Origin of the sequence: Kitasatospora albolonga, from assembly GCA_002082585.1 — a bacterium.
GTDB lineage: Bacteria > Actinomycetota > Actinomycetes > Streptomycetales > Streptomycetaceae > Streptomyces > Streptomyces stephensoniae.
On the sequence record CP020563.1, the window covers coordinates 3,144,825 to 3,167,227 of the forward strand.

Annotated in this window: 16 protein-coding genes and 1 pseudogene; 4 read left to right on the top strand and 13 right to left on the bottom strand. The window is 71.5% G+C overall.

What is annotated here, in order from left to right; genetic code table 11:
* Positions 1-92 precede the first annotated feature (92 nt).
* Positions 93-2,687, bottom strand: coding sequence for a 7,8-didemethyl-8-hydroxy-5-deazariboflavin synthase (gene fbiC, locus B7C62_13575; protein ID ARF73184.1), 2,595 nt, complete (start codon positions 2,685-2,687; stop codon positions 93-95).
* Positions 2,688-2,854: 167 nt separating this feature from the next.
* On the opposite strand from fbiC, the gene B7C62_13580 reads away from it, so the two are divergent.
* Positions 2,855-3,562, top strand: coding sequence for a hydrolase (locus B7C62_13580; protein ARF73185.1), 708 nt, complete (start codon positions 2,855-2,857; stop codon positions 3,560-3,562).
* Positions 3,563-3,917: 355 nt separating this feature from the next.
* Here B7C62_13580 and B7C62_13585 read toward each other — a convergent pair whose 3' ends face one another.
* Together B7C62_13585 and B7C62_13590 are read right to left on the bottom strand one after the other, a co-directional pair.
* A complete protein-coding gene (locus B7C62_13585) occupies positions 3,918-5,069 on the bottom strand; it encodes a sugar dehydrogenase (GenBank protein ID ARF73186.1) in 1,152 nt (383 codons plus the stop codon).
* Positions 5,070-5,394: 325 nt separating this feature from the next.
* A complete protein-coding gene (locus B7C62_13590; protein ID ARF73187.1) occupies positions 5,395-6,879 on the bottom strand; it encodes a penicillin-binding protein in 1,485 nt (494 codons plus the stop codon).
* A gap of 222 nt (positions 6,880-7,101) precedes the next feature.
* Here B7C62_13590 and B7C62_13595 point away from each other — a divergent pair.
* Positions 7,102-8,249 (top strand): annotated as a pseudogene (locus B7C62_13595) (IS630 family transposase).
* 25 nt (positions 8,250-8,274) lie between these two features.
* On the opposite strand, the gene B7C62_13600 reads toward B7C62_13595, so the two are convergent.
* Together B7C62_13600 and B7C62_13605 are read right to left on the bottom strand one after the other, a co-directional pair.
* Positions 8,275-8,847, bottom strand: coding sequence for a transferase (locus tag B7C62_13600; GenBank protein ID ARF73188.1), 573 nt, complete (start codon positions 8,845-8,847; stop codon positions 8,275-8,277).
* Between the two features lie 98 nt (positions 8,848-8,945).
* Positions 8,946-9,791, bottom strand: coding sequence for an LLM class F420-dependent oxidoreductase (locus tag B7C62_13605; protein ARF77146.1), 846 nt, complete (start codon positions 9,789-9,791; stop codon positions 8,946-8,948).
* A gap of 141 nt (positions 9,792-9,932) precedes the next feature.
* On the opposite strand from B7C62_13605, the gene B7C62_13610 reads away from it, so the two are divergent.
* On the top strand, positions 9,933-10,388 hold the full coding sequence (locus B7C62_13610; protein ID ARF73189.1) for a hypothetical protein: 456 nt from the start codon (positions 9,933-9,935) through the stop codon (positions 10,386-10,388).
* Between the two features lie 42 nt (positions 10,389-10,430).
* Here B7C62_13610 and B7C62_13615 read toward each other — a convergent pair whose 3' ends face one another.
* A complete protein-coding gene (locus B7C62_13615; GenBank protein ARF73190.1) occupies positions 10,431-10,718 on the bottom strand; it encodes a hypothetical protein in 288 nt (95 codons plus the stop codon).
* A 181-nt stretch (positions 10,719-10,899) separates the two neighbouring features.
* Positions 10,900-13,776 carry a penicillin amidase gene (locus tag B7C62_13620; protein ARF73191.1) on the bottom strand — a complete coding sequence of 959 codons (2,877 nt, stop codon included), beginning with the start codon at positions 13,774-13,776 and terminating at the stop codon, positions 10,900-10,902.
* 127 nt (positions 13,777-13,903) lie between these two features.
* Here B7C62_13620 and B7C62_13625 point away from each other — a divergent pair, with 127 nt between their 5' ends.
* Positions 13,904-14,632, top strand: coding sequence for an NADPH-dependent ferric siderophore reductase (locus B7C62_13625; protein ARF73192.1), 729 nt, complete (start codon positions 13,904-13,906; stop codon positions 14,630-14,632).
* 57 nt (positions 14,633-14,689) lie between these two features.
* On the opposite strand, the gene B7C62_13630 is transcribed toward B7C62_13625, so the two are convergent.
* The 6 genes from B7C62_13630 to B7C62_13655 all read right to left on the bottom strand — a co-directional run bounded on the left by B7C62_13630 (position 14,690) and on the right by B7C62_13655 (position 22,395).
* On the bottom strand, positions 14,690-15,058 hold the full coding sequence (locus B7C62_13630; protein ARF77147.1) for a hypothetical protein: 369 nt from the start codon (positions 15,056-15,058) through the stop codon (positions 14,690-14,692).
* A 401-nt stretch (positions 15,059-15,459) separates the two neighbouring features.
* Positions 15,460-16,341, bottom strand: a complete 882-nt coding sequence (locus B7C62_13635) for a hypothetical protein (GenBank protein ARF73193.1) — start codon at positions 16,339-16,341, stop codon at positions 15,460-15,462.
* A 536-nt stretch (positions 16,342-16,877) separates the two neighbouring features.
* Positions 16,878-18,344, bottom strand: coding sequence for an aldehyde dehydrogenase (locus B7C62_13640; GenBank protein ID ARF73194.1), 1,467 nt, complete (start codon positions 18,342-18,344; stop codon positions 16,878-16,880).
* Positions 18,341-20,080: an aminoacylase gene (locus tag B7C62_13645; protein ARF73195.1), complete on the bottom strand. Its 1,740-nt coding sequence runs from the start codon at positions 20,078-20,080 to the stop codon at positions 18,341-18,343. The genes B7C62_13640 and B7C62_13645 overlap by 4 nt, the downstream gene beginning before the upstream one ends.
* A gap of 236 nt (positions 20,081-20,316) precedes the next feature.
* Positions 20,317-21,450, bottom strand: coding sequence for a luciferase (locus B7C62_13650; GenBank protein ARF73196.1), 1,134 nt, complete (start codon positions 21,448-21,450; stop codon positions 20,317-20,319).
* Positions 21,451-21,597: 147 nt separating this feature from the next.
* Positions 21,598-22,395: a short-chain dehydrogenase gene (locus B7C62_13655; GenBank protein ARF73197.1), complete on the bottom strand. Its 798-nt coding sequence runs from the start codon at positions 22,393-22,395 to the stop codon at positions 21,598-21,600.
* Positions 22,396-22,403 lie beyond the last annotated feature (8 nt).

A 22,403-nucleotide genomic window follows, 5' to 3' on the forward strand; every position in this document is an offset into this window, starting at 1 on the left:
CGGGGGCGCACCGCTTCATTGCCTGCATCAGGCAGTCTTCAGTGGCGGCTGACTGCCGGTCCGCCCCCGACCCCGCTCCCCCGCCCCGCCCCTCAGCTGGGCAACACCGGCAGCAGTTCCGGAAGTTGGCCGTCCGAGGCCGTCGCCGTCGCGATGCGTTCGGCCGGGACCTCGCCGTACAGGGTCGTACGGGGGCGGGACGGGCGGCCCGCGAGTTCGGCGATGGCCTGCAGGTCCTGGATGGAGCGGTACGAGCCGTAACTCGAGCCCGCCATCCGGGAGATGGTCTCCTCCATCAGCGTGCCGCCCAGGTCGTTGGCGCCCGAGCGGAGCATCTCCGCCGCACCCTCCGTCCCCAGCTTCACCCAGCTCGTCTGGATGTTGGTGATGTGCGGGTGGAGGAGGAGCCTCGCCATCGCCGTCACCGCGCGGTTGTCGCGGTCCGTCGGGCCGGGGCGGGCGATGCCGGCCAGGTAGACCGGGGCGTTGGTGTGGATGAAGGGGAGGGTGACGAACTCCGTCAAGCCGCCTGTCTCCTGCTGGAGTTGAGCCAGCGTACGGAAGTGGCCCAGCCAGTGGCGGGGCTGGTCGACATGCCCGTACATCATCGTCGAGGACGAGCGCAGGCCCACCTCGTGCGCCGTTTTGATGACCTCCAGCCAGGTGGCCGTGGGCAGTTTGCCCTTCGTGAGGACCCAGCGGACCTCGTCGTCCAGGATCTCCGCCGCCGTACCGGGGATCGAGTCGAGTCCCGCTTCCTTGGCGGCCGTCAGCCAGTCGCGGATCGACATCCCGGTACGGGTCGCGCCGTTGACGACCTCCATGGGCGAGAAGGCGTGGACGTGCATGCCGGGGACGCGCTCCTTCACCGCCCGCGCGATGTCGAAGTACGCCGTGCCCGGCAGGTCCGGGTGGATGCCACCCTGCATGCAGACCTCGACCGCGCCCACGTCCCACGCCTGCGCCGCCCGGTCCGCGACCTGGTCCAGGGAGAGCGTGTACGCGTCGGCGTCCGTGCGGCGCTGGGCGAAGGCGCAGAAACGGCAGCCGGTGTAGCAGACGTTGGTGAAGTTGATGTTCCGCGTGACGATGTACGTGACGTCGTCGCCGACCACGTCCCGGCGCAGCGCGTCCGCGATCCGGCACAGCTCGTCCAGCGCCGGGCCGTCCGCGTGGAGCAGGGCGAGGGCCTGGTCGTCGGTGAGCTTCGTCGGGTCGTCGGCCGCCTGGCTCAGCGCCTGGCGTACGTCGGCGTCGATGCGGGACGGGACCATGCCGGGCGCCGCCGCCTCGCGGAGCGCCTCCCAGTCCCCGTACACCTCGTCGAAGTCGTCACGGCGGTCCCCGGTGCGGCCCTCGGTGTCGATGGTGACGTGCAGGTCGGTGCGGCCGGAGGAGGTGAAACCCTCGTCCGGCTCCTGCCAGGGCAGACCGACCGGGAGCACGTCCTCGCGGGCGAGGCCCGTCTCCGGGTCGGCCAGGGCGCGGACGTGCGGGAGGAGGCGCGGGTCGAGCCACGGCTCGCCGCGCTGGATGAACTCCGGGTAGATGGTGAGGCGTTCGCGGAGCTGGAAGCCCGACTCGGCGGTGCGCGAAGCCAGTTCGTCGATGTGCGGCCAGGGGCGTTCCGGGTTCACATGGTCGGGGGTCAGGGGCGAGACCCCGCCCCAGTCGTCGATACCCGCACCGATGAGGAGCGCGTACTCGGCGTCCACCAGGTTCGGCGGGGCCTGGATGCGGGCCGAGGGGCCGAGGATGTGCCGGGCCACGGCAATCGCGGCGGCCAGCTCCTCCAGCTCCGCGTCCGGCATCCCGCGCATCGCCGTGTCCGGCTTGGCCCGGAAGTTCTGCACGATGACTTCCTGGATGCCGTGGTAGGCGCGAGCCGTCCTGCGCAGCTCGAAGAGGGAGTCGGCGCGCTCCTCGTACGACTCCCCGATCCCGATCAGAATGCCGGTGGTGAAGGGGACGTTGGAGCGTCCGGCGTCTTCGAGTACGCGCAGCCGTACGGCCGGTTCCTTGTCCGGGGAGCCGTGGTGCGGGCCGCCCGGCTCGGACCAGAGCCGGGTCGCCGTCGTCTCCAGCATCATCCCCATGGACGGCGCCACCGGCTTCAGCCGCTGGAGGTCGGTCCAGGTCATCACGCCCGGGTTGAGGTGGGGCAGCAGACCCGTCTCCTCCAGGACCCGGATCGCCATGGCGCGTACGTACGCCAACGTGTCGTCGTATCCCTCCGCCTCCAGCCACTCCCGCGCCTCGGGCCAACGGTCCTCCGGGCGGTCGCCGAGGGTGAACAGCGCCTCCTTGCACCCCATCGCCGCACCCTCGCGGGCGATCTTCAGCACCTCGTCGGGGGACAGGAACATCCCGTGGCCCGCCCGTCGGAGCTTGCCGGGGACGGTGACGAAGGTGCAGTAGTGGCACCGGTCACGGCAGAGGCGGGTGAGGGGGATGAAGACCTTGCGCGAGTACGTGATCACCCCCGGCCGCCCCGCCGCCTCCAGGCCCGCATTCCGCACCCGGGCTGCGGACGCGGCCAGATCCTTCAGGTCGTCGCCGCGCGCCTGGAGCAGGACGGCGGCCTCGGTGACATCGAGGGCGACACCGTCACGGGCACGTTTGAGCGCGCGCCGCATGGCGTTGGAGGTGGGGCGTCCGCTCTGAGGATCGGGCTCGGGATCGGTCATGGATCGAGCATACGAGCGGCGGTCGCGGGCCGGACCAGGGCCTCGGGGTCGGAGCGGCCGACGCCCCTGGTGGGAGCGGTGAGCGCCGGGCCTCCTCACTCGTGCGGGGCCGACTCGCCGGACGGTCCGCCCCCGGCGGCGGTCGCGCCCGTAGGGTCGGGACGGTGATGGAAACGATCGTCCTCGACATCGGCGAAACACTCGTACGCGACGACCGCCGCTGGGCGTCCTGGGCCGACTGGCTCGGGGTGCCCGCGCACACGCTCAGCGCCCTGGTGGGTGCGGCCGTCGCCCGGGGCGGTGACGCCACGGACGCGCTGCGGGTCCTGCGGCCCGGCATGGACGTCGACGAGGCGTACTCCGCCCGGGCCGCCGCCGGGCGCGGGGAGCACCTCGACGAGACGGACCTCTACCCGGACGTGCGGCCGGCGCTCGCGGAGCTGCGGGCGACGGGGATGCGGGTGGTCGTGGCGGGCAACGGGACGGCCCGGGCCGGGGATTTGCTGCGGGCGCTGGACCTGCCCGCCGATCTGGTGGTGACCTCGGACGAGTGGGGCGTACGGAAGCCCGACCCGGCCTTCTTCGCACGGGTGGTGGAGGCGGCGGAGGCGGCACCGGAAGCGACGCTGTACGTGGGCGACCACCCGGCGGACGACCTGTTCCCCGCCTCGGCGGCGGGGCTGCGGACGGCGCACCTGCGGCGCGGACCGTACGGGCACTGGTGGGCGGAGCATCCGGACGTGGTGGAGACGGCGGACTTCCGCGTCGGCGCGTTGACGGAGCTCGCGGGGGTGGTGGTGAGGGCGGTGGATGTGGCGGAGGACGCCGGGGTGGAGAAGGGGGCGCGGAGGGCGACCCTCAGAGCGGTGCGGTGAGGGCGACGAACAGGGCCGTGCGGTGAGGGATCAGCCGCTTTCCGTCGGCTGCGGGACTCTCCGGAATCGCGCGGGCCCCCTTCCATGACCGGTGCGGGACTGCTCCGGGGCCGCTCCGAGACTGCTCCGGTCCGGGGCCGCTGCGGGACTTTCCGGGATCGCGCGGAACCTCTCCAGGACCGCTGCGGAATCGCTCGCTCCCCCTCCGGGCCCGCCCCGGTTCCGCCCTCCCCCCTCCGCACGGCCCGGAACGCGGAAGCCCGCCCGGCCGACGTGCGACCGGGCGGGCCGGGGTGGGGCGGCGAAGCGGCCCCGAGTGAGTCGGGGAGGCCCGGAGGGGCCGGAAGTCAGCGCCTCACGCCGGGTCGATGCGGGCGATCGTGCCGCCGATCGCGAGCACGTACAGCTCCCCGTCGCCGTCCTCCACGAACGAGATCACCTCGCCGCCCTCGACGCCGAGGTCGCCCTCGCCCGTCACCTCGCCGTCCTCGATCCGGAGCGTGCGGATCGTGCCGTCGCAGTAGTCGCTGAACACGTACTGCCCCACCAGGTCCGCGACGGCCCCGCCCCGGTAGACGTACCCGCCCGTCACCGAGCAGCCCAGCCCGCTGCGGTCGTACTCGTGGACCGGCGGTACGTGGTCCGCGGGCTCCGTGCCGCCCCGGAAGGGGTGGTTGCCCTCCATCGAGGACCAGCCGTAGTTCTCGCCGCCCGGGCTGTCCGCCGGGGCCCAGTCGATCTCCTCCCACTCGCTCTGGCCGACGTCCCCGATGAGCAGGTCCCCGGTGCCCGCGTCGAAGGAGAACCGCCACGGGTTGCGCAGCCCGTACGCCCAGATCTCGTCCTTCGCGTTCGCGTCGGCCACGAACGGGTTGTCCGCCGGGACGGCGTAGGGCTCCCCGCCCCTCGGGTCGATCCGGAGCAGCTTGCCGAGCAGGGTGCCGAGGTTCTGGCCGTTGCCGTGCGGGTCGCCGCCCGAACCGCCGTCGCCGAACGCGATGTAGAGGTAACCGTCGGGGCCGAACCTGATGTCACCGCCGTTGTGGTTCGCGTACGGCTGCTCCTGGGTGAGGACCGTACGCCGTGTCTCCGGCCGGAGCTGTCCGTCCCGTACCGCGAACTCGTCGATCGTGCTGGTGCCTTCGAGGTCCGTGTACGAGATGTAGAAGTGCGCGAACTCCGGATCGAACGCCACGCCCAGCAGGCCGCGTTCGCCGTCGATCGTGGTCTCGGCGGAGATGTCGAGGACGGGTTCACCGAGGCCGTCGTCGCCCAATACCCGTACGGTTCCCGCGCGTTCGGCGATCCAGACCGTGCCGTCCGGTCCGGCCGCGCCCGCCGAGGGGGCCTGCGCCCGGGCAACTTCCGTGAGGACGACCTCGGCCGGGGGTGCGCCGGCCGTGGATACGTCGGCCGGGAGTTCCTGGGCCGACGCCGTGGTCAGCGTAAGAGATGCTGCGAGAACAAGAGCGCCGATGATCGCCGAGCTTCTGGTGCGAACTTTCACCGTGGCCTCCTGGAGGCGGCGAGTGGGGGAGTTCACCCTGGCTGCTCGGGGCAGAGTTCGATGGGGGGCGCCCGCGCCAGTACGCAACCGGGGTGGGGGCGTGTGCCACTGGCTACGGATGAGGGTACGAGGACGGGAGCGGCTTGGCCCAGACCAATGCGCGGTCCGATTCCGTGAAGGCCCGGGCCTGTTCCGGTGAAGGGCGGGGCCGGTTCCGATGAGAGCCCGGTCGGCCCCGGCCGTCGAGCCGGGGCCCGCTGTACCCCCGCCACCGGCCCCCGGCGCCCCTCGTCCCCGTCCCCGGCCTCGGCCCCGGTCGAAACCCCTACTCCCCCAGCACCGCCTCCATCACCTTCTTCGCGATCGGGGCGCCGAGGCGGCCACCGGAGATGTCCGAGCGGGAGATGTCCATGTCCGTCGGGTCGATGAAGACGGCGACGGCGACCGAGCGGCCGTCGTCCTTCTTGCCGTAGCTGACGAACCAGCCGTACGGGACCTGGTCGCGCACGTTCACCCCGCGCTGGGCGGTGCCCGTCTTGCCGCCGACCGTCACACCGTTGATCTGGGCGCGCTGCGCGCTGCCCTCCTTCGCGGTGTGCTCCATCATCTCCTGGATCTTCTTCGCCGTCTCGGGGGAGACGGCCTGGCTCATCTCGGCCGGTTCGTTCTTCTCCAGCGTGGAGAGGTCCGGGCCGCGCAGCTGGTCCACGATGTGCGGCTGCATCAGCTTGCCGTCGTTGGCGAGGGCGGCGGTCACCATCGCCATCTGCATCGGGGTGCTGGTCAGGCTGCCCTGGCCCATGCCGGTGAGGGCCGTGCCGGGCTTGTCGAGCTTCTCCGGGTAGAGGCTCTTCGTGGCGAGCATGTCGCCGAACTCCTCCGCGTACACGTCCTTGTTGAAGCCGAACTTCTCCGCCGTCTCCCGCATCTTGTCCTCGCCCATCTCGGCGGCGACATCGAGGAAGACGTTGTTGCAGGAGTACTGCATGGCGGTCTTCAGCGACGCCTTGCCGCAGACCGCGTCCCCCGCCTCGCTGCCGACCTTGTTCGTGGAGAGCGGGAGCGGATACGGGGAGACCGCCTTCGTCGGGGCGTCCACGTCCGTGATCACCCCGTGCTCCAGCGCCGCCGCGGCCGTGAGGATCTTGAAGGTCGAGCCGGGCGGGAACGTCTCGCGCAGCGCGCGGTTGGCCAGCGGCTTGTTCTTGTCCTCGAGGAGGGCCTTGAAGCGGTCGCTCTCCTTGAACGAGATCCCGGCGAAGACCTCGGGGTCGTACGAGGGCGTCGAGACCAGGGCCAGCACCCGGCCCGTACGCGGGTCCAGGGCGACGACCGAGCCCCGGGCGCCCAGGTCGGTCAGTCCCTTGTATCCGGCCTTCTGCGCCTTGGCGTCGATCGTGGTGACCACGCTGCCGCCGCGCCGGGGCTGTCCGGTCAGGACGTCCTTGGCGTGGCGGAAGGCGAAGCGGTCGTCCTGGCCGCTGAGGACGCTGTCGTACGTGCGCTCCAGCAGCGAGGTGCCCTGGGCCTGGGAGGCGTACCCGGTGACGGGTGCGTACATCGGGCCGTCCTTCCAGGTGCGCCGGAAGGTGTAGTCCCTGCTGTCCGTCTCCTTCGAGCCGGTGATCGCCTTGCCGCCGACGATGATGTCACCGCGCGGGGAGGCGAACCGCTCGAACCGGACCCGGACGTTCCTCTCGTGCTGGGACAGCTCCACACGGTCGACCTGCTGAAGCCAGTTCGCCCGCAGCAGCAGCGCGAGCATGAGCAGCCCGCAGAAGATGGCTATATGCCTTAAGGGCCTGTTCATCCCACTCCCCACCAGGGCGGGCCCCGGCCCGCACGTACGAAAAAAAGGGCGTGCGGGCGTGCCCGCGTATGCGATCTCCCGGGAGTAAGGATGCCCTACCGGGGTCCCCGGTTGCACAGAGCGGTGGGCGGGCCGGGGCCCCGGGCACCCGTAGCACCTGTCGCCTAGTGCTCTGACCGGGAAGGTTCGCCGGGTTGGCGATTGGAGCGGTTGGATGGGCGGGTGACGTCCGTTCCGACCGCTGGAGGTGTGGTGGCTGAGCCTGTGCGGGTGCGCAGACTGACCGACCAGGAAGGGCAGAAGCTGCAGCAGATCGTGCGCCGGGGAAGTACCAGCTCCGTGCGTTACCGGCGTGCGATGATGCTGCTGGCCTCGGCGGGCGGGAACCGTGTTCCGGTGATCGCCCAGTTGGTCCAGGCCGATGAGGACACGGTGCGGGATGTGATCCACCGGTTCAACGAGATGGGCCTGGCCTGCCTGGACCCTCAGTGGGCGGGAGGCCGTCCCCGCCTGCTCAGCACTGACGACGAGGACTTCGTCGTCCAGACGGCCGCCACCCGCCCCGCGAAGCTCGGCCAGCCCTTCACCCGCTGGTCGATCCGCAAACTCGCCGCCTACCTGCGGAAAGTGCACGGACGTGTCATCCGCATAGGCCGTGAAGCCTTACGGTGCCTGCTCCGGCGCCGCGGCATCACCTTCCAGCGCACCAAGACATGGAAGGAGTCGCCCGACCCGAGCGCGACGCCAAGCTCGACCGCATCGAGCACGTCCTGGAGCACTTCCCGGACCGGGTCTTCGCCTTCGACGAGTTCGGGCCGCTGGGGATCCGGCCCACCGGAGGCTCCTGCTGGGCGAAGCAGGGCAAGCCCGACCGTCTGCCGGCGACCTACCGCCGCACGCACGGCGTGACCTACTTCCACGGCTGCTACTCCGTCGGGGACGACCGGTTGTGGGGCGTCAACCGCCGCCGCAAAGGCACCGCCAACACGCTGGCCGCGCTGAAGTCGATCCGCGCCGCCCGGTCTGACGGCGCCCCGATCTACATCATTCTGGACAACCTCTCCGCCCACACCGGTGCGGACATCCGCCGCTGGGCGAAGAAGAACAAGGTCGAGCTGTGCTTCACCCCGACCTATGCGTCCTGGGCCAACCCGATCGAGGCGCACTTCGGCCCGCTGCGGCAGTTCACCCTGGCGAATTCCAACCACCGCAGCCATCCCGCGCAGACCCAGTCACTGCACCGCTACCTGCGCTGGCGCAACGCCAACGCCCGCCACCCCGACGTCCTCGCCGCACAGCGCAAGGAACGCGCCCGCATTCGCAGCGAGAAGGGCATCCGCTGGGGCGGCAGACCAGCCCTCGCGGCGTGATCAAGAACGGTCCACGCCTTCCTCGCTAGAGGCGGCGTGCCGCAACAACCGCTGAGCTGGCGGGCGTTGTGAGAACTTCAGTGGCGTCCAGGGCCGGATGAGTGAGGTAGAACAGGCGGAGCTCATCGACTTCGCCGCCGAAACGAGGCGGCCAATGGGGCGATGGGGTGAAGTCGTCCAGGATGAGAAGGCCACCGGGAGCCAGCAGCTCGACGACCTGCTCGGGGTCGTCACGCTTGCCTCCGCCGTCGCAGAAGAAGACATCGAAGGGAGCGTGCTGCTCAAGCAGCCGCCAGTCCCCGGTGAGGACGCTGACGCGGTCGTCGTCCGCGAAGACACCAGCCGCTCGACGCGCAAGCTCCTCGTCCCGTTCCACGGTGACCAAGCGGGCACCGGCGCCAAGCCCGCTGTGCAGCCAGGCGGTACCCACGCCCGAGCCGGTGCCGCTCTCCGCAATGACTCCGTGGGGTTTCGCAGCAGCGGCCAGCCTGAGCAACCTGCCCACCTCGGGGATGCAGCTCTTCTTGAAACCCGCCTCGGAGGCGACACGCTCCGCGGCCACCACGCGAGACGGAACCGCACGCTCTGCCATGATCACGAATCCCCCTTCACCCTGGACATGACGCTATCCGCCGGCAGAGGCGTCCGTACGGAGTTTCGCCTGCCCACACCCGGCAAACCTTCCCGGTCAGAGCACTAGAGGTACGCCGCGTACCCGTCCAGGGCCCGCAGCACCTCCCGCTCACCGGCCGGGGGCAGCTGGAGCACGACCTCCTCGACGCCCAGGTCCGCGTAGTGGGCGAGCTTCCCGGGGTCGGGGAGAACGGCGTACGGCACCACCTGGAGGTCCTTCGGGTCGCGTCCCGCCTCCTCCCAGGCCGCCCGCAGCTTCGGTACGGACTCCGTCAGGCCCCGGCCGCCGATGGGCAGCCAGCCGTCCGCGTGCTCCGCGATGGCCGCGAACAGCTTCGGGCCCGCCGCGCCGCCGATCAGGGTGCGGGGGCCGACGACCGGACCGCGCGGCCCCTGGACCGGCTTCGGGAACGCGAAGCTCGCCCGCACCGACCCGTACTCGCCCTCGTACGGAGTCGGTCCGGCCGACCACAGTGCCCGCATCAGCGCCAGCCGGTCGCGCGTGAGCTCCCGGCGCGTGGACCACTCGACCCCGTGGTCGGCGGCCTCCTCGACGTTCCAGCCGTAGCCGACCCCCAGCGTGAACCGGCCACCGGAGAGGTGGTCCAGGGTCGCCACCTGCTTGGCCAGGCCGATCGGATCGTGCTGGGCGACCAGCGTGATCCCGGTGCCGAGCGTGATCCGTTCAGTGACGGCCGCCGCCTGGCCGAGCGCCACGAAGGGGTCGAGGGTGCGGCCGTACTCGCGGGGCAGGTCACCGCCCGCCGGGTACGGGGTGCGGCGGCTCACCGGGATGTGGGTGTGCTCGGGCAGATAGAGCCCGGCGAACCCGCGCTGTTCCAGCTCGCGCGCCAGTCGCACGGGCGTCACCGTCTCGTCGGTGAGGAAGATCGTTGTGGCGATCCGCATCGAGAGCACCTCCGTCGTCGTCGGCCGGTCCGCCGGTACGGCATCCGGCGGCATCCGGCAGTACGTGGAACGTCGTCCGTCGAAGCGCCAAGGTAAGCCGTACACCCGTAAAATCCGACAGGGCCGCCGAAAGGACATGGGATGGGACTGGGGTTCTTCCTGCTGCCCGCAGGGGGTGTGCTGAGTCTGACCGGCGTGTACCTGGGCAGCGGCACGCTCATCGGGGTGAGCTGGATCATGTGGCTGGCCGGTGTCCTGCTGCTGATCGCCCGGCGCAACCGCCGCCCTCCGGACCCGGATCAGCTGGCCGCCGCCGCTGCCGCCGGAGACGCCCGCGCGGTACGGGGACTGCGGATGCTCGCCCTGGACGCGCGGAGCCAGGGGCGGCCGGACGCGGCGCGGCGGATGCTGCGGCAGGCGGTGAAGGCCGGTGACGTGGAGTCGATGTGGGAGCTGGGCCGCCTGGTCCAGGAGCGCGAGGGGCTGGCGGCGGCGGAGCCGTGGTTCCGGATGGCCGCCGGGCGCGGTCACCCGGTCGCCCGGCGGCTCTTCCGGACGGGCGGCGAGCTCAACCCGGACGGGACGAGCCCGCTGTAGCCGGTGCTCCCGGGGCCGGGTCCGGAGGCGGGCGTGGGGCTGTCAGGAACCGCTGGAGTAGAGGAAGAGGAAGGTGAACGGGGCGAGCGCGCCGAAGGCACCGAGGACGAAGCCGATGGCGCACAGGGTCCGGTTGCCCCTGTCCTTGTCTGCCAGGCCGAGGAGGCCGAAGGTGACCGCGAGTATCCCGGCCAGGATGGCGAGGATGCTGTAGAAGTACATGACGAGCAGCGCGATGACGCCCAGGCCGATCGAGACGGGCCCGTAGAGGGTCGCGGGGCTCTCGCTGGTTCCGCTCGTTCCGGTGTCTCCGGTCGTTCCGGTTGCCATGTCGCGTCCCCTGTCGTGAGGTGTCGGCCTCGTCCGGGGTACGGGAACACCGTCCCGCCCCCCTCCCATCATGGCATTCACCGACGCCCCGCCCCGATCCGCCCCCGCCCCCATCACCCCGGCGCGCACGGCCCCTTGCGGGAGCGGACCGCCCCTCTCCCTCTCTCCCTCAGGCTCTTCCTCAGGCCAGGCCCAGCGCCGCCGCCCGGGTCAGAAACGCCAGCCGGGCCGTCTTCTCCGGCTTCTGGATCTCCGGGCCCAGCTCGAACCCGACCCGGACCATCCGGGCGATGGCCTTCTCGTTGCGGGCGTCGGGCTCGACGACGACCCGCAGGTGGGCCGGGTCGCTGAAGACGTACCCGATGAACGCGGTGAGAAGGGATTCCGTGTACCCCTTCACCGCCCCCTCGCCCTCGGCGGGCGCGATCAGCAGGTGGATGCCGAAGTCGCCGGGCCGGACGTCGTAGCACTCGCCCACCGGGTCGGCGTCCGGTTCGTACGTCTGGAAGAGCGCGGCCGGGACACCGTCGCGCAGCACCAGGTAGGCGTGGTGGGTGGGGAGCGAGCCGACGAACTCGTATATCTCCTGGACCTGTTCGCGGGTGTGGTCGGCCATGCCCCAGAAGCGGGCGCGCTCCTCGGTGACCCAGCCGTGCAGCAGGCCGGCGTCAGCCGCCGGGTCGACCGGGACCAGGCGGACGGTTCCGAAGCCCTCGACCTTCTGCTCGTACACGGCGGGGCGCAGGGCGGGGACGGTGGTCGTCGTCATGCTCGTGGTCTCCTCGGTGCGGTGCAGCAGGTTCCAGTCCGTGGTCACGGGGGCCAGACGGCCGCTCGCCCATAGTTCCGTCTGGTCGCGGTGGTGGGCGGAGCCCGGCACTCCGGACGCGCCGAACGGCACCACCCAGAGGCTGTCCTCACGGCGGGCCAGGTCCCAGACGTACCGGGCGGCCGGGCCGCGCGCGAAGAGGTTGGTGATCCCGGGGACGCTGGAGGTGGAGAGCACGCAGTCGTGGTCCCCGGCGAGCCCCGGCCAGACCTCCTCGGGGGTCGCGCCGGGCAGCGCCTGCCAGGGGGAGACCCGGTGGACCTCGCCCCAGGGGCTTTCCGCTCGCGTGGCGGCGACCGCCTCGGCCGATGCGGCGACGATCGCCAGCCGCTCCTCGTACGGGAGGAGTCCGACGGTGAGCAGGGTCTCCAGGGCGTAGCCGATCCGGGGTACGGCGGCGAGCCAGGGCCGGAAGAGGGGCGGGTACGCGGCGGAGCGCCAGGGGTCGGCGTCCCCCGTGACGGGCCGCAGGGCGGGGTGGTCCGCCAGCCGGTGGACGACGTCCGCGCGGAGCCGGGCGTAGAGGGTCGCGTCGGTGCTGTCCGCGTCCATGTGGCGGTCCCAGCGCAGCAGCCGGTCCCTCAGGCGTTCGGCGTCGGGCCCGAGGCCGGGGGCCCAGGCGAGCAGGGAGAGGAGCTGCCGGGAGGAGGCGAGGCGGGTGTCGGTGTGCACGACGGCCATGTCGGCGGCCGACCAGGGCGGCCCGGTGACCTCACGCGCTCCCGTGCCCGGAGGCGCGCCCAGCAACTCCCGTATCCGGTCGGCCCGGTGCGGGGGTGCGAACTCGATGCCGAGGGGGGCGGCGAGGCCGCGCTCGTTGGCCATCACGGCGGTGCCGGTGGCGGCATCGACCTCGGTACGGGGCATGGGCTCGGCGCCCTCGCGCCAGGCGTACGCCGGGTCGTGCGCGGGGACGACCCGCAGCCGGTTCTCGTACGGGCGCACGGGAACGTGCCCGGCGACCCGGTGCAGGGTGGCCCCGGTGGTGTCGGCGGCCAGGACCACGTTGACGGGTTCGACCCAGCCGTCGAGCGCGGCGTCGAGGTCGGCGACCGTACGGGCCCGGAGCAGGGCGGGCAGCACGTGGAAGCCCAGGTCGCCGGTGACGCGGGGCGGGTAGCGGAGGCTGATGCGGGGGGCGTCCGGGCCGTCGTGGGCGTCGGAGGTGCCGGGGCTGTCCAGGGCGCCGGGACTCTCCGGCGCATCGGGAGCCGCAGCGGCGTTCGGCTCCTCCTGTACCTCGCGTACGGCGTTCAGCTCCTCCCGTACCTCCGGCACCTCCCCGATGATCACCGGCCCCCGGTCCGTCTCCACGACCTCGACCCGCTCCGGCTCGCCCCCAGCCACCTCGATGGTCTCCGTATGGGCATGGGCCCGGTACCAGCCGTCCGGTCCGAGCGCCTCCACCCCGCCGTCCGCCGTGCGGCGCAGCTGTTCCCGGTAGAGGTCCTGGTAGTCGGCCATCGCGTTGGTGATCGCCCAGGCGACGCCCCCCGTGTGCCCGAAGTGGGCGATGCCCGGGACGCCGGGGACGGCGAGGCCCACCACGTCGAACTCGGGGCAGGCGAGCCGGATCTGCTGGTAGACGCCCGGGTCCTCGATGAAGCGGTGCGGGTCGCCCGCGATGACCGGGGACCCGGTGGTGGTGCGGGCGCCGGTGAGGAGCCAGCCGTTGGAGCCGGAGGTGCCGGGGCCGTCGGTGGCGAAGAGGGTCATACGGTCGTCGCCGAGCCTGCGGGCGACCTCTTCGCGCCAGAGTTTGGTGGGGAACCCGGCGAACAGGATGTGCGTGGAGAGCCAGACGCCGAGCGGGGTCCAGGGTTCCCAGCGTCCCGGGGCGAGCCCGGCGGCGGCGAACTCCGGGGTACGGGCGGCGCCTTCGGCCAGTCCCGCGTTGACCCCGTCGACGTACGCACGCACCCAGGCGGCGGTCTCGGGCGCGAGGCGGTCGTAGCAGCGGCGGGCGGTGTCGGCCAGCCGGGCGCGGCGGGCGAACCGGTCCCAGTCGACGGCCTCCGCCCCCAGGTACGCGGCGGTCGTGCCGAGCACCCGGTGGCGCTCGGTCTCCAGCTGCCAGGCGCGGTCCAGGGCGGCGTTGTGGCCCTGCGCCCGGGCCAGCGCGAGCGCGTCGGCGGCCCGCAGGTGGGGTATCCCCCGGTCGTCCCGGAAGACCTCGAAGCCGTCGTGGGCGCTCGTGCCCGGTCTCTCGCTGTCGGCGCCGGCCGTCATCTCTCTGCCCATCCCCTGCTCCCGTTGGTTTTCAGCCATTCCCCAGCCCCCGGGATTTAGGTTAGCCTAACCTAAAGTGACCCTTTGGGCAGTGGGCCGGGGCACCAGGGGAAGGCGGGGAGACACCGTGGGTCATGGCTGGGAAGGCGTCGTTCTCAAACTGTTCCGGGGACGGGACTTCACGTTCACCGTGACCGGCGCGGAGCAAGTCACCGACCGGTTCCGGCGGGTCCACCTGACCGACGGAGGGCTGCTCGCCGCGACCGGCGGGGCGCATCCGACGATGTGGGTGCGGCTCTGGTTCGAGAAGGCCGGCAAACCGCATCAGCGCGCCTACACCCTGGTGGACCCGGACCCCGAGGCCGGGACCTTCAGTCTGGAATTCGCCCTTCACGAGGGCCCCGCCTGCGACTGGGCGCGGGCCGTGAAGCCCGGTGACACGGTCGACGCGACGCTCCAGGGCACCGGCTTCACCCTGCCCGACCCGGCGCCGAAGCGGCTCTTCGTGATCGGTGACCCGGCGGCGCTCCCCGCCATCAACTCGCTGCTGGACGCGATCCCGGAGACCCCGGCGACGATCTGGTTCGAGACCTCGGACGAGGACGACCGGAAACTTCCGTTCCGGCTCGACGAGGCCCACCACACCCTCCACCACGTGGAGCGCCGCGAGGGCGGGGCGCACCTGGTGGCCGAGGTGAAGGCGGCCCTGCCGGGGCTGCTGGGGGACGACCGCTCGGACGCGTACGTCTGGGTCGCCTGCGACACATCGACCACCCGGACCCTGTCGACGTACCTCCGCAAGGAGCTGGGCCTGCCCAAGGACCGGGTGAACGCGCTGGGTTACTGGCGGCCGTAGAACCCGGAAACGGGTGAACGGGTAGGGGCCCCGGCGCGCGCCGGGGCCCCTACCCGTTCACCCGTTTCCGGACCGCAGCGACCTGCGCAGCAGGACCCCGCCGATGCCCACCAGGCTCGGGAAGCCGCCCTTCGGCATGGCGACCGTGCCCACCGCCCCGACGGCGGTCAGGACGACGCCCGCCGCGCGCTGGGCCGGGAGGTCCCCGTGCTCCTCCGCCGACCGCAGCAGCCGGCCGCCCAGCCACAGGGTGGGGGCGGCGGCCATGAACCAGAAGGCGGCGGCCCGGTCGCCCCGGTCGGGCACGGAGCCGACGACGGACCCGCGGCCGATGTCGGCGAACACATCGCGGTAGACCACCGCACCGATGGCGCCGTGGGCGATACCGACGACCTGGAGCAGGCGTCCCGCCGAAGCTCGCGTCATGGCCTCATCGTACGAGCCCCGGCCGCCCTCCCGGCCCGCCCGCCGCACTCCCGGCGCTCAGTCCTCGACCACCAGGGCCGGGGTCTCCTTCGTCAGCACCCGCCCCCGGAAGAACGCCGGACTGCGGCGCTCCATCGCGACCATCAGCACCACGCCGAGGAGCAGCAGCCCCACCCCGATGACGAAGACCGGGCCGACCCCGAAGACGTCAGCTGCGTGTCGTGGACGGATACGGCGAAGGTTCGCCAGGACGGCCAGTCGGCCTCCGCACCGTCGTACGGCTTGGTGTGCGTCCTTCAGCAGCCGGAGTGGACGCCGAGAACTCTGGAGGGAGGCGGACAGTCGGGTGGCGGTGAGCGGACAGCGAAAGTGCAGGTCGGAAGTGGATTGCTACACGGACGCTACCCGGCGAGAAATACTTGCCCGTTGAACAGGTAGTGGGGAGCGTTCTCGTCGAACCAGTCCCAGAATGAGGCGTCGCCTTCAAAGAGCCCGTCATCTGCGGAGTACCGACCGACCAGCGGTTCACCCAAAGGGTCACGACGCTCCAAGTCGAGGATGCTGTTTTCGGCGGCGGGGTCAGAACCCCCGAACGCTACATAATGGTCGTACTCGCCTTGCCGTGCCTCCTCTACCAGCACGTCCTCATCTTCGTCTGCGTACCGGTCGATGATGTGATCGCGGACCGTCTCGTCCAGCGCGTCAAAGGCCATGCCGCCTTCGATCGCATTCAATGAGGAGTGCACCACTGCGAGTTCACGGATCGAGGCGGGAACGGGCTCGCCCAGTGCCCCGAACGGCGTCTGCGGGTCGTGGCGCAGGGACGGACCGCCCCACAGCACGTCCATAAATCCGTTCTCCGCGTGTGCCGCCAGTTCGGCCAACTCCCGTGGCGGCCCGGTACGGTCGCTGTAGCGATGGAGATAGAGGTAACCGAGCCGATCTCCGTCGGTCGCACGGGTCAGCGCCAAACCGAACACCTCCGCGTGCATGACGGAAAGAAAGTTCGGGCAGTGCCGGGCAACCGGCCGCCAGACATGCTCCAACGCCTCAGACAGCCCAGCGTCACACGGCACTCCCCAGGCGTTGTCGTGAACGAAGGGGACGTCGCCGTTCCCGCCGCGCAGCAACAGTCCTCGAAGCTCACCGCCTCCGGTGTGCTGCCGCCAGCTTTCGTCATGCAGCACCAAATCTTCGATGGCGTCCTGGTCCCGCTCGGCGATGGCGGTGAGCTGTCGAAGTCCGCGGGTGTCGTAGTCGTCGCGTGATAGGCCAATACTCATAGCCGTGGACCCTAACGCAAGCGTCGACCGCCCAGCGCCGGGTGGGGGCGATGAAGAACTCCAGCTTGCTGATGGGGTGCCAGATCCGCTTGGGCATCGCGCGATCCCTCTCGTACGAGAAGCAGACCCGGCGACCTTGGCCCCAGGTCACAGCCCGCCGCCCGCCGCCCGCCGCCCGCCGCCCGGAATCAGAACAACGTCCCGCGATCGGGCATCCGGCGTGCCGGCCGACCGTGATCGATCTCAGCGCCAACCGCTGTACCGCTGTTCCCCGAGCCCGTGAGAAGGACGCTATGCGCTGCGATATCCATACGCGGATCGTGAGAATCTCACGTCTCACCCTTGGTCACATCGGTCGATTCCCGATGAACACCTCATCAATTCGAGGTCACCTGCACATGAGGGCTCGCCATGCGTGACGGTCACAGGACGGTTGCCACGTACGGCAATCGCAGCACTGTCCGTTCCATACCGTTTCACAATTTTCCCGCGCCTCTTCGACGGGGTGGCCGAACGGCCTCGGCGGCCGGGCGCCCTCAGCCGGGCCAGACGATCGCCTGCGTCTCGCTGTAGGCATGCAGCGCGTACGAGCCCACGTCCCGCCCCACGCCGCTCTTCCTGAACCCGCCGAACGGCGCCTCCATGTTCCGCCCCACCGTGTTGACGCCGACCCCGCCCGACCGCAGCCGCCGGGCGATCCGGAAGGCGCGGGCCACATCGCCGGACCAGACGTAGTCGATGAGGCCGTAGTCGCTGTCGTTGGCGAGCGCGACGCCCTCCTCCTCGTCGTCGAAGGGGACGACCACGACGACCGGCCCGAAGACCTCTTCCCGGACGACCCGCATGCCGGGGGTGCAGTCGGTGAGGAGGGTGGGGGCCACATAGAAGCCCCGGTCCGGGCGGGCGGGGCGGGCGCCGCCGGTGACGACCCGCGCGCCCTCCTTCCGGCCCAGCTCCACATACGCCTCCACGCGGTCGCGGTGGGCGGCGGAGATGACGGGGCCGACGACCGTGGCCCGGTCGGCCGGGTCGCCGACGGTGAGCGCGTTCGCGTACGCGGCCAGCGCGGCGATCAGCTCGTCCTGCCGCGACCGGTGGACCAGGACGCGGGTCGGGGCCGTACAGATCTGTCCGCTGTAGAAGGAGAAGGTGGTCCCGATGCCCGCGACCGCCGAGCCCAGGTCCGCGTCCTCCAGGACGAGCGCGGCGCCTTTCCCGCCCAGCTCCATCAGCTGCCGCTTCATCCCGCGCCCGCACACCTCCGCGATGCGCTGCCCGACGGCGGTGGAGCCGGTGAAGCTGACCATGTCGACGTCCGGGGAGTCGACGGCGGCCTCCCCCGCCTCCGCGCCCGACCCGGTGACGACGTTCACGACGCCCGGCGGAACGCCCGCCTCCGCGAGGGCGGCGGCCATCCGGTAGACGGAGAGCGGGTCCTGCGGGGCGGGCTTCACGACGACGGTGTTGCCCATCGCGAGGGCGGGCGCGATCTTGCCCGCCGGGTTGGCCCAGGGGTTGTTGTACGAGGTGACGCAGGTGACCACGCCGACCGGCTGGCGGACGGCGATCGCCCCGAAGACCCCGGCCCGCCCCATCGGCCCGGCCTCGTTGACCTGCGGCGCGATGGCCTCCTCGACGGGCTCCAGGGCGCCGCGCGCGTACCGCCGGAACCGGGCGATGCCCACCCCGACCTGCATCCCCCGGGCGGTGGAGGCGGTGGCGCCGCTCTCCCGCCGGGCGAGCTCGGCGTGGGCGGGGAAGTCGCGCCGGATGATGTCGGCCGTACGGTCCAGGATCGCGGCGCGGTCCTCGGGGCGGGTGCGCGACCAGGCCGGGAAGGCCGCCTTCGCCGCTGCCGCGGCCTCGTACACCTGGGCGCGGCTCGCCTCGGGGGCGAGGCCGACGACCTCTTCGGTGGCGGGGTCGATGACCTCGTAATGTCCGCGGGCGGGCTCCGTCCACTCGCCGCCGATGAAGAGCTTCCCGGGGCTGTGGCCGCTCACGCCGTACTCACCGTCCGGGTGTCGCGCCCCGAGCGCAGCACCGTCCCCGGCACCGCCCCCGTCACCTTGTCGTCGCGCAGGGTCTCGACCCCGTTGACGCGTACGGAGACGATCCCGATGGCCTTGGAGTCCAGGCGCGGGCTTTCCCCGGGGAGGTCGTGGACGAGGGTGGCGGGCCCGGCGTCGATCCGCTCGGGGTCGAAGAGAACCAGGTCGGCGTGGAACCCCTCCGCGATCCGGCCGCGCTCGCGCAGTCCGAAGAGGCGGGCGGGGTCGTCGGTGAGCATGCGGACGGCGGTGGTGAGGGGGACGAGCTTGCGCCCGCGCAGGCAGTCGCCGAGGAAGCGGGTGGTGTACGGGGCCCCGCACATCCGGTCCAGGTGCGCGCCCGCGTCGGAGCCGCCGAGCAGCACGTCCGGGTGCTCCCAGGTGCGGCGGCGCAGCTCCCAGGAGGCCGGGTCGTTGTCGGTGGGCATGGGCCACAGGACCGTACGCAGGTCGTCGGCGGCGCAGATCTCGACCAGGCAGTGGAAGGGGTCCTGGCCGCGTTCGGCCGCGATGTCGTTGACGACGCGCCCGGTGAGCCCTTCGTTGGCGGTGCTGTACGTGTCCCCGATGACGTACCGGCCGAAGTCCGCGAGGCGCCGGAAGACCCCGGCCTCCTTGCTGTCGGCGCGGCGGAGCAGCTCGGCGCGGGTGGCGGGGTCCCGGAGGCGTTCGATGCGCTCGGGGACGGGGAGGGCGAGGATCTCGCCCCAGCCGGGCATGAGGTTGAGGGCGCAGAAGGTGCCGAGGGACATGTTCATCGGCGTGAGGATCGGCATGGTGAGCGCGACGATCCGGCCCCCGGCCGCGCGGGCGCGTTCGCTCGGTATCAACTGGCGCGGTACGCGTTCGGGGACGGCGGCGTCGATGGTGAGCACGTTCCAGTTGAGCGGGCGCCCGGCGGCGGCGCTCATGTCGACGAAGAGGTCGATCTCCTCGTCGGAGAACTGGTCCAGACACCCGGCGACGATCGCTTCGAGCTGGGTCCCCTCGTGCTCGCCGACCGCCCGGGAGAGAGCGAGCAGCTCCTCGGGGCGGGCGTGCCGGGAGGCGACGGGCTCGCCGTCGCCGTCGGAATGGGTGGACGACTGGGTGGTGGAGAGCCCCCAGGCCCCGGCGTCCATGGCGTCGTGGAAGAGGGCGAGCATGGCGTCCAGTTGGGCGGGGGTCGGCTGCCCGCCGACCGCGTCCGGCCCCATGACGTACCGCCTGAGCGCGCAGTGCCCGACCATGAACCCGGCGTTGACGGCGATGCGCCCTTCGAGGGCGTCCAGGTACTCGCGGAAGCTGGACCAGGTCCAGTCGACGCCTTCCTCCAGGGCGGCGAGGGCCATCCCTTCCACCCGGGCCATCATCCGGCGGGTGTAGTCGGCGTCCTCGGGCCGGTCGGGGTGGAGCGGCGCGAGGGTGAACCCGCAGTTGCCGCCCGCGACGGTGGTGACGCCGTGGTTCATGGAAGGGGTGGCGTACGGGTCCCAGAAGAGCTGGGCGTCGTAGTGGGTGTGCGGGTCGACGAACCCGGGGGCGAGGACCAGCCCGTCGGCGTCCTCGCTGGTCACGGCCTCTTCGGCGACGGTGCCGGGCTCGGCGATGACGGCGATGCGGCCACCGCGGATTCCGATGTCGGCGGTGTACGCGGGCCCGCCGGTGCCGTCCACGACGGTCGCGCGGCGGATGAGGTGGTCGAGCATGACGGAGTCCCTTCTCCTGGGCTTCTTCTCCGGGGCCTTCTCCGGGTGGGACAGCCGGGGCGCGCACGCTTGGGCCGCGGTGCGCGCCCCGGCTCATCAGGACGACGGTCCGGGAGGCCGCCGCCCGGCTTCACGGCGGGGGCTCCGCCGGATTCCAGCCGACCGCACCGGCGGACAGCGCCACCAGCGGACAGCCGCACCGGCCGACAGGGGCTCCGCCCCCGTACCCCCGCTCCTCAATCGCCGGAGGGGCTCGAATTACGCATCCGCGAGGTCCGGTGGACCGGGTCCGTGTCGATCTCCGGAATCACGTGCTCCCCGATCAGCCGGATCGTCGTCATCGTGTCCTCCGGACTGATCCCGATCGGCAGCCCGAAGCTCAGCTGATCCGCCCCCGCCCGGTCCCACCGTCGGCACTGCTCCAGCACCTCGCCCGGGTCCCCGCAGATCATCAGCTCCTCCGCGATGAGGAGTTCGACGATCTCCTCGGTGTACTCCGGCAGCAGCTGCGGCCACTCCGGAATGCCTTCCGGCCGCGGAAACGTGTCGTGGTAGCGGAACAGCAGCGACTGGAGGTAGTTCAGCCCGCCGCCCACCGCGATCTCCACCGCCTTGGCGTGCGTCTCGGCGCAGATGGCCGTGGACGTCACCATCACGTTGTCGTTGACGAACGCCCCCACCGGCTCCGCGTCCTTGACCGCGTTCTTGTAGGACTCCACGACCCACTCCATGTCGGAGACCTTCTGCACGCTGAAGCCCAGCACCCCGAGCCCCTTCTTCCCCGCCATGGCGTACGAGGCCGGGGACCCGGCCGCGTACCACATGGCCGGGTGGGACGTCCCGTACGGCTTCGGCAGGATCTTGCGCGGCGGCAGCGACCAGTGCTTGCCCTGGAAGCCGACGTACTCGTCCTGGAGCCACATCTTGGGGAACTCGGCGATCGTCTCCTCCCACAGCTCCTTCGTGTGGTTCATGTCGGTGATGCCCGGCATGAACCCGAGGATCTCGTGGCTGCCCGCTCCGCGCCCGGTGCCGAACTCGAAGCGTCCTTCGGAGAGATGGTCGAGCATGGCGACCTTCTCCGCGACCTTCACCGGGTGGTTGACGGGCGCGAGCGGGTTGAAGATGCCCGAGCCGAGGTGGATGCGTTCGGTGGCGTGGGCGAGATAGCCGAGGTACACGTCGTTGGCGGAGAGGTGCGAGTACTCCTCCAGGAAGTGGTGCTCGGAGGCCCAGGCGTACTTGAAGCCGGACTTGTCCGCCTGGATGACGTACTCGGTCTCCTCGATCAGCGCCTTGTGCTCTGCCTCGGGGTCCACCTTCGCGCGCGCGGCGGGCACGTACCCCTGAACAAAGAGCCCGAATTCCACGGAGGTTCACCGTCCTCACGTAAGCCTGAAGTATTCCTGCCCGGGTCTTCCCGGAAGCTTTCTGACGCTTCGTCAGATTGCGATGCGACCGACTGTTCCACCGCCGCCGCACCCCGTCAATAGCTGACGAGCCGTCAGATATCCTGTTCAGAACGGACTCACCCCCGCCAGCCACCCCCCGTCGATGACGAACGGCTGACCCGTGATGTACGAGGAGTCCTCGGCGGTGAGGAAGAGGGCCAGCGCGGCCACCTCCTCGGGCCGCCCGATCCGCCCCATCGGCACGAGCTTGCGGTAGTACGCGTCCAGCGCCGCGTCCGACGTGCTCAGGTCGGCGTCCGGGTCCAGCCGGGCCGGGTTGCTCATCGCCGTGTCGATCGCCCCTGGGCAGATGGCGTTGACCCGCACCCCCTTGCCCGCCAGCTCCACGGCGGCCACCTTCGTGAGCCCCAGGACGGCGTGCTTGGTCGCGGCGTACGCGCCCACCAGGGGCATCCCCGTCAGACCGGTGTACGAGGAGGTGTTGACGATCGTCCCGCCGCCCGCCGCCTCGATCTCCGGCGCGACGGCCCGGATGCCGAGGAACGCGCCGGTGAGATTGACCTGGACCACCTGCTGGAACTCGGCCAGCGGGGTGTTGACCAGCTCGTTGAAGCGCAGGATGCCCGCGTTGTTGACGAGCCCGTCGATCTTCCCGAAGGCGTCCCGGGCCACCTGGACGGCCGCCGCCCACTCCTCCTCCCGCCCCACGTCCAGCCGGACGAACCGGGCCGCGTCCGCCCCGAACTCCCCCCTCAACTCCTTCTCCAGCGCCTCCCCTTGCTCCACCAGCACATCCGCGATGACCACCCGCGCCCCCTCGGCCGCGAAGAGCCGCGCCTCCTGCTCGCCCTGCCCGCGCGCCGCCCCGGTGACCAGGACGACCCGCCCGTCCAGCTTGCCCATGCCGCTCC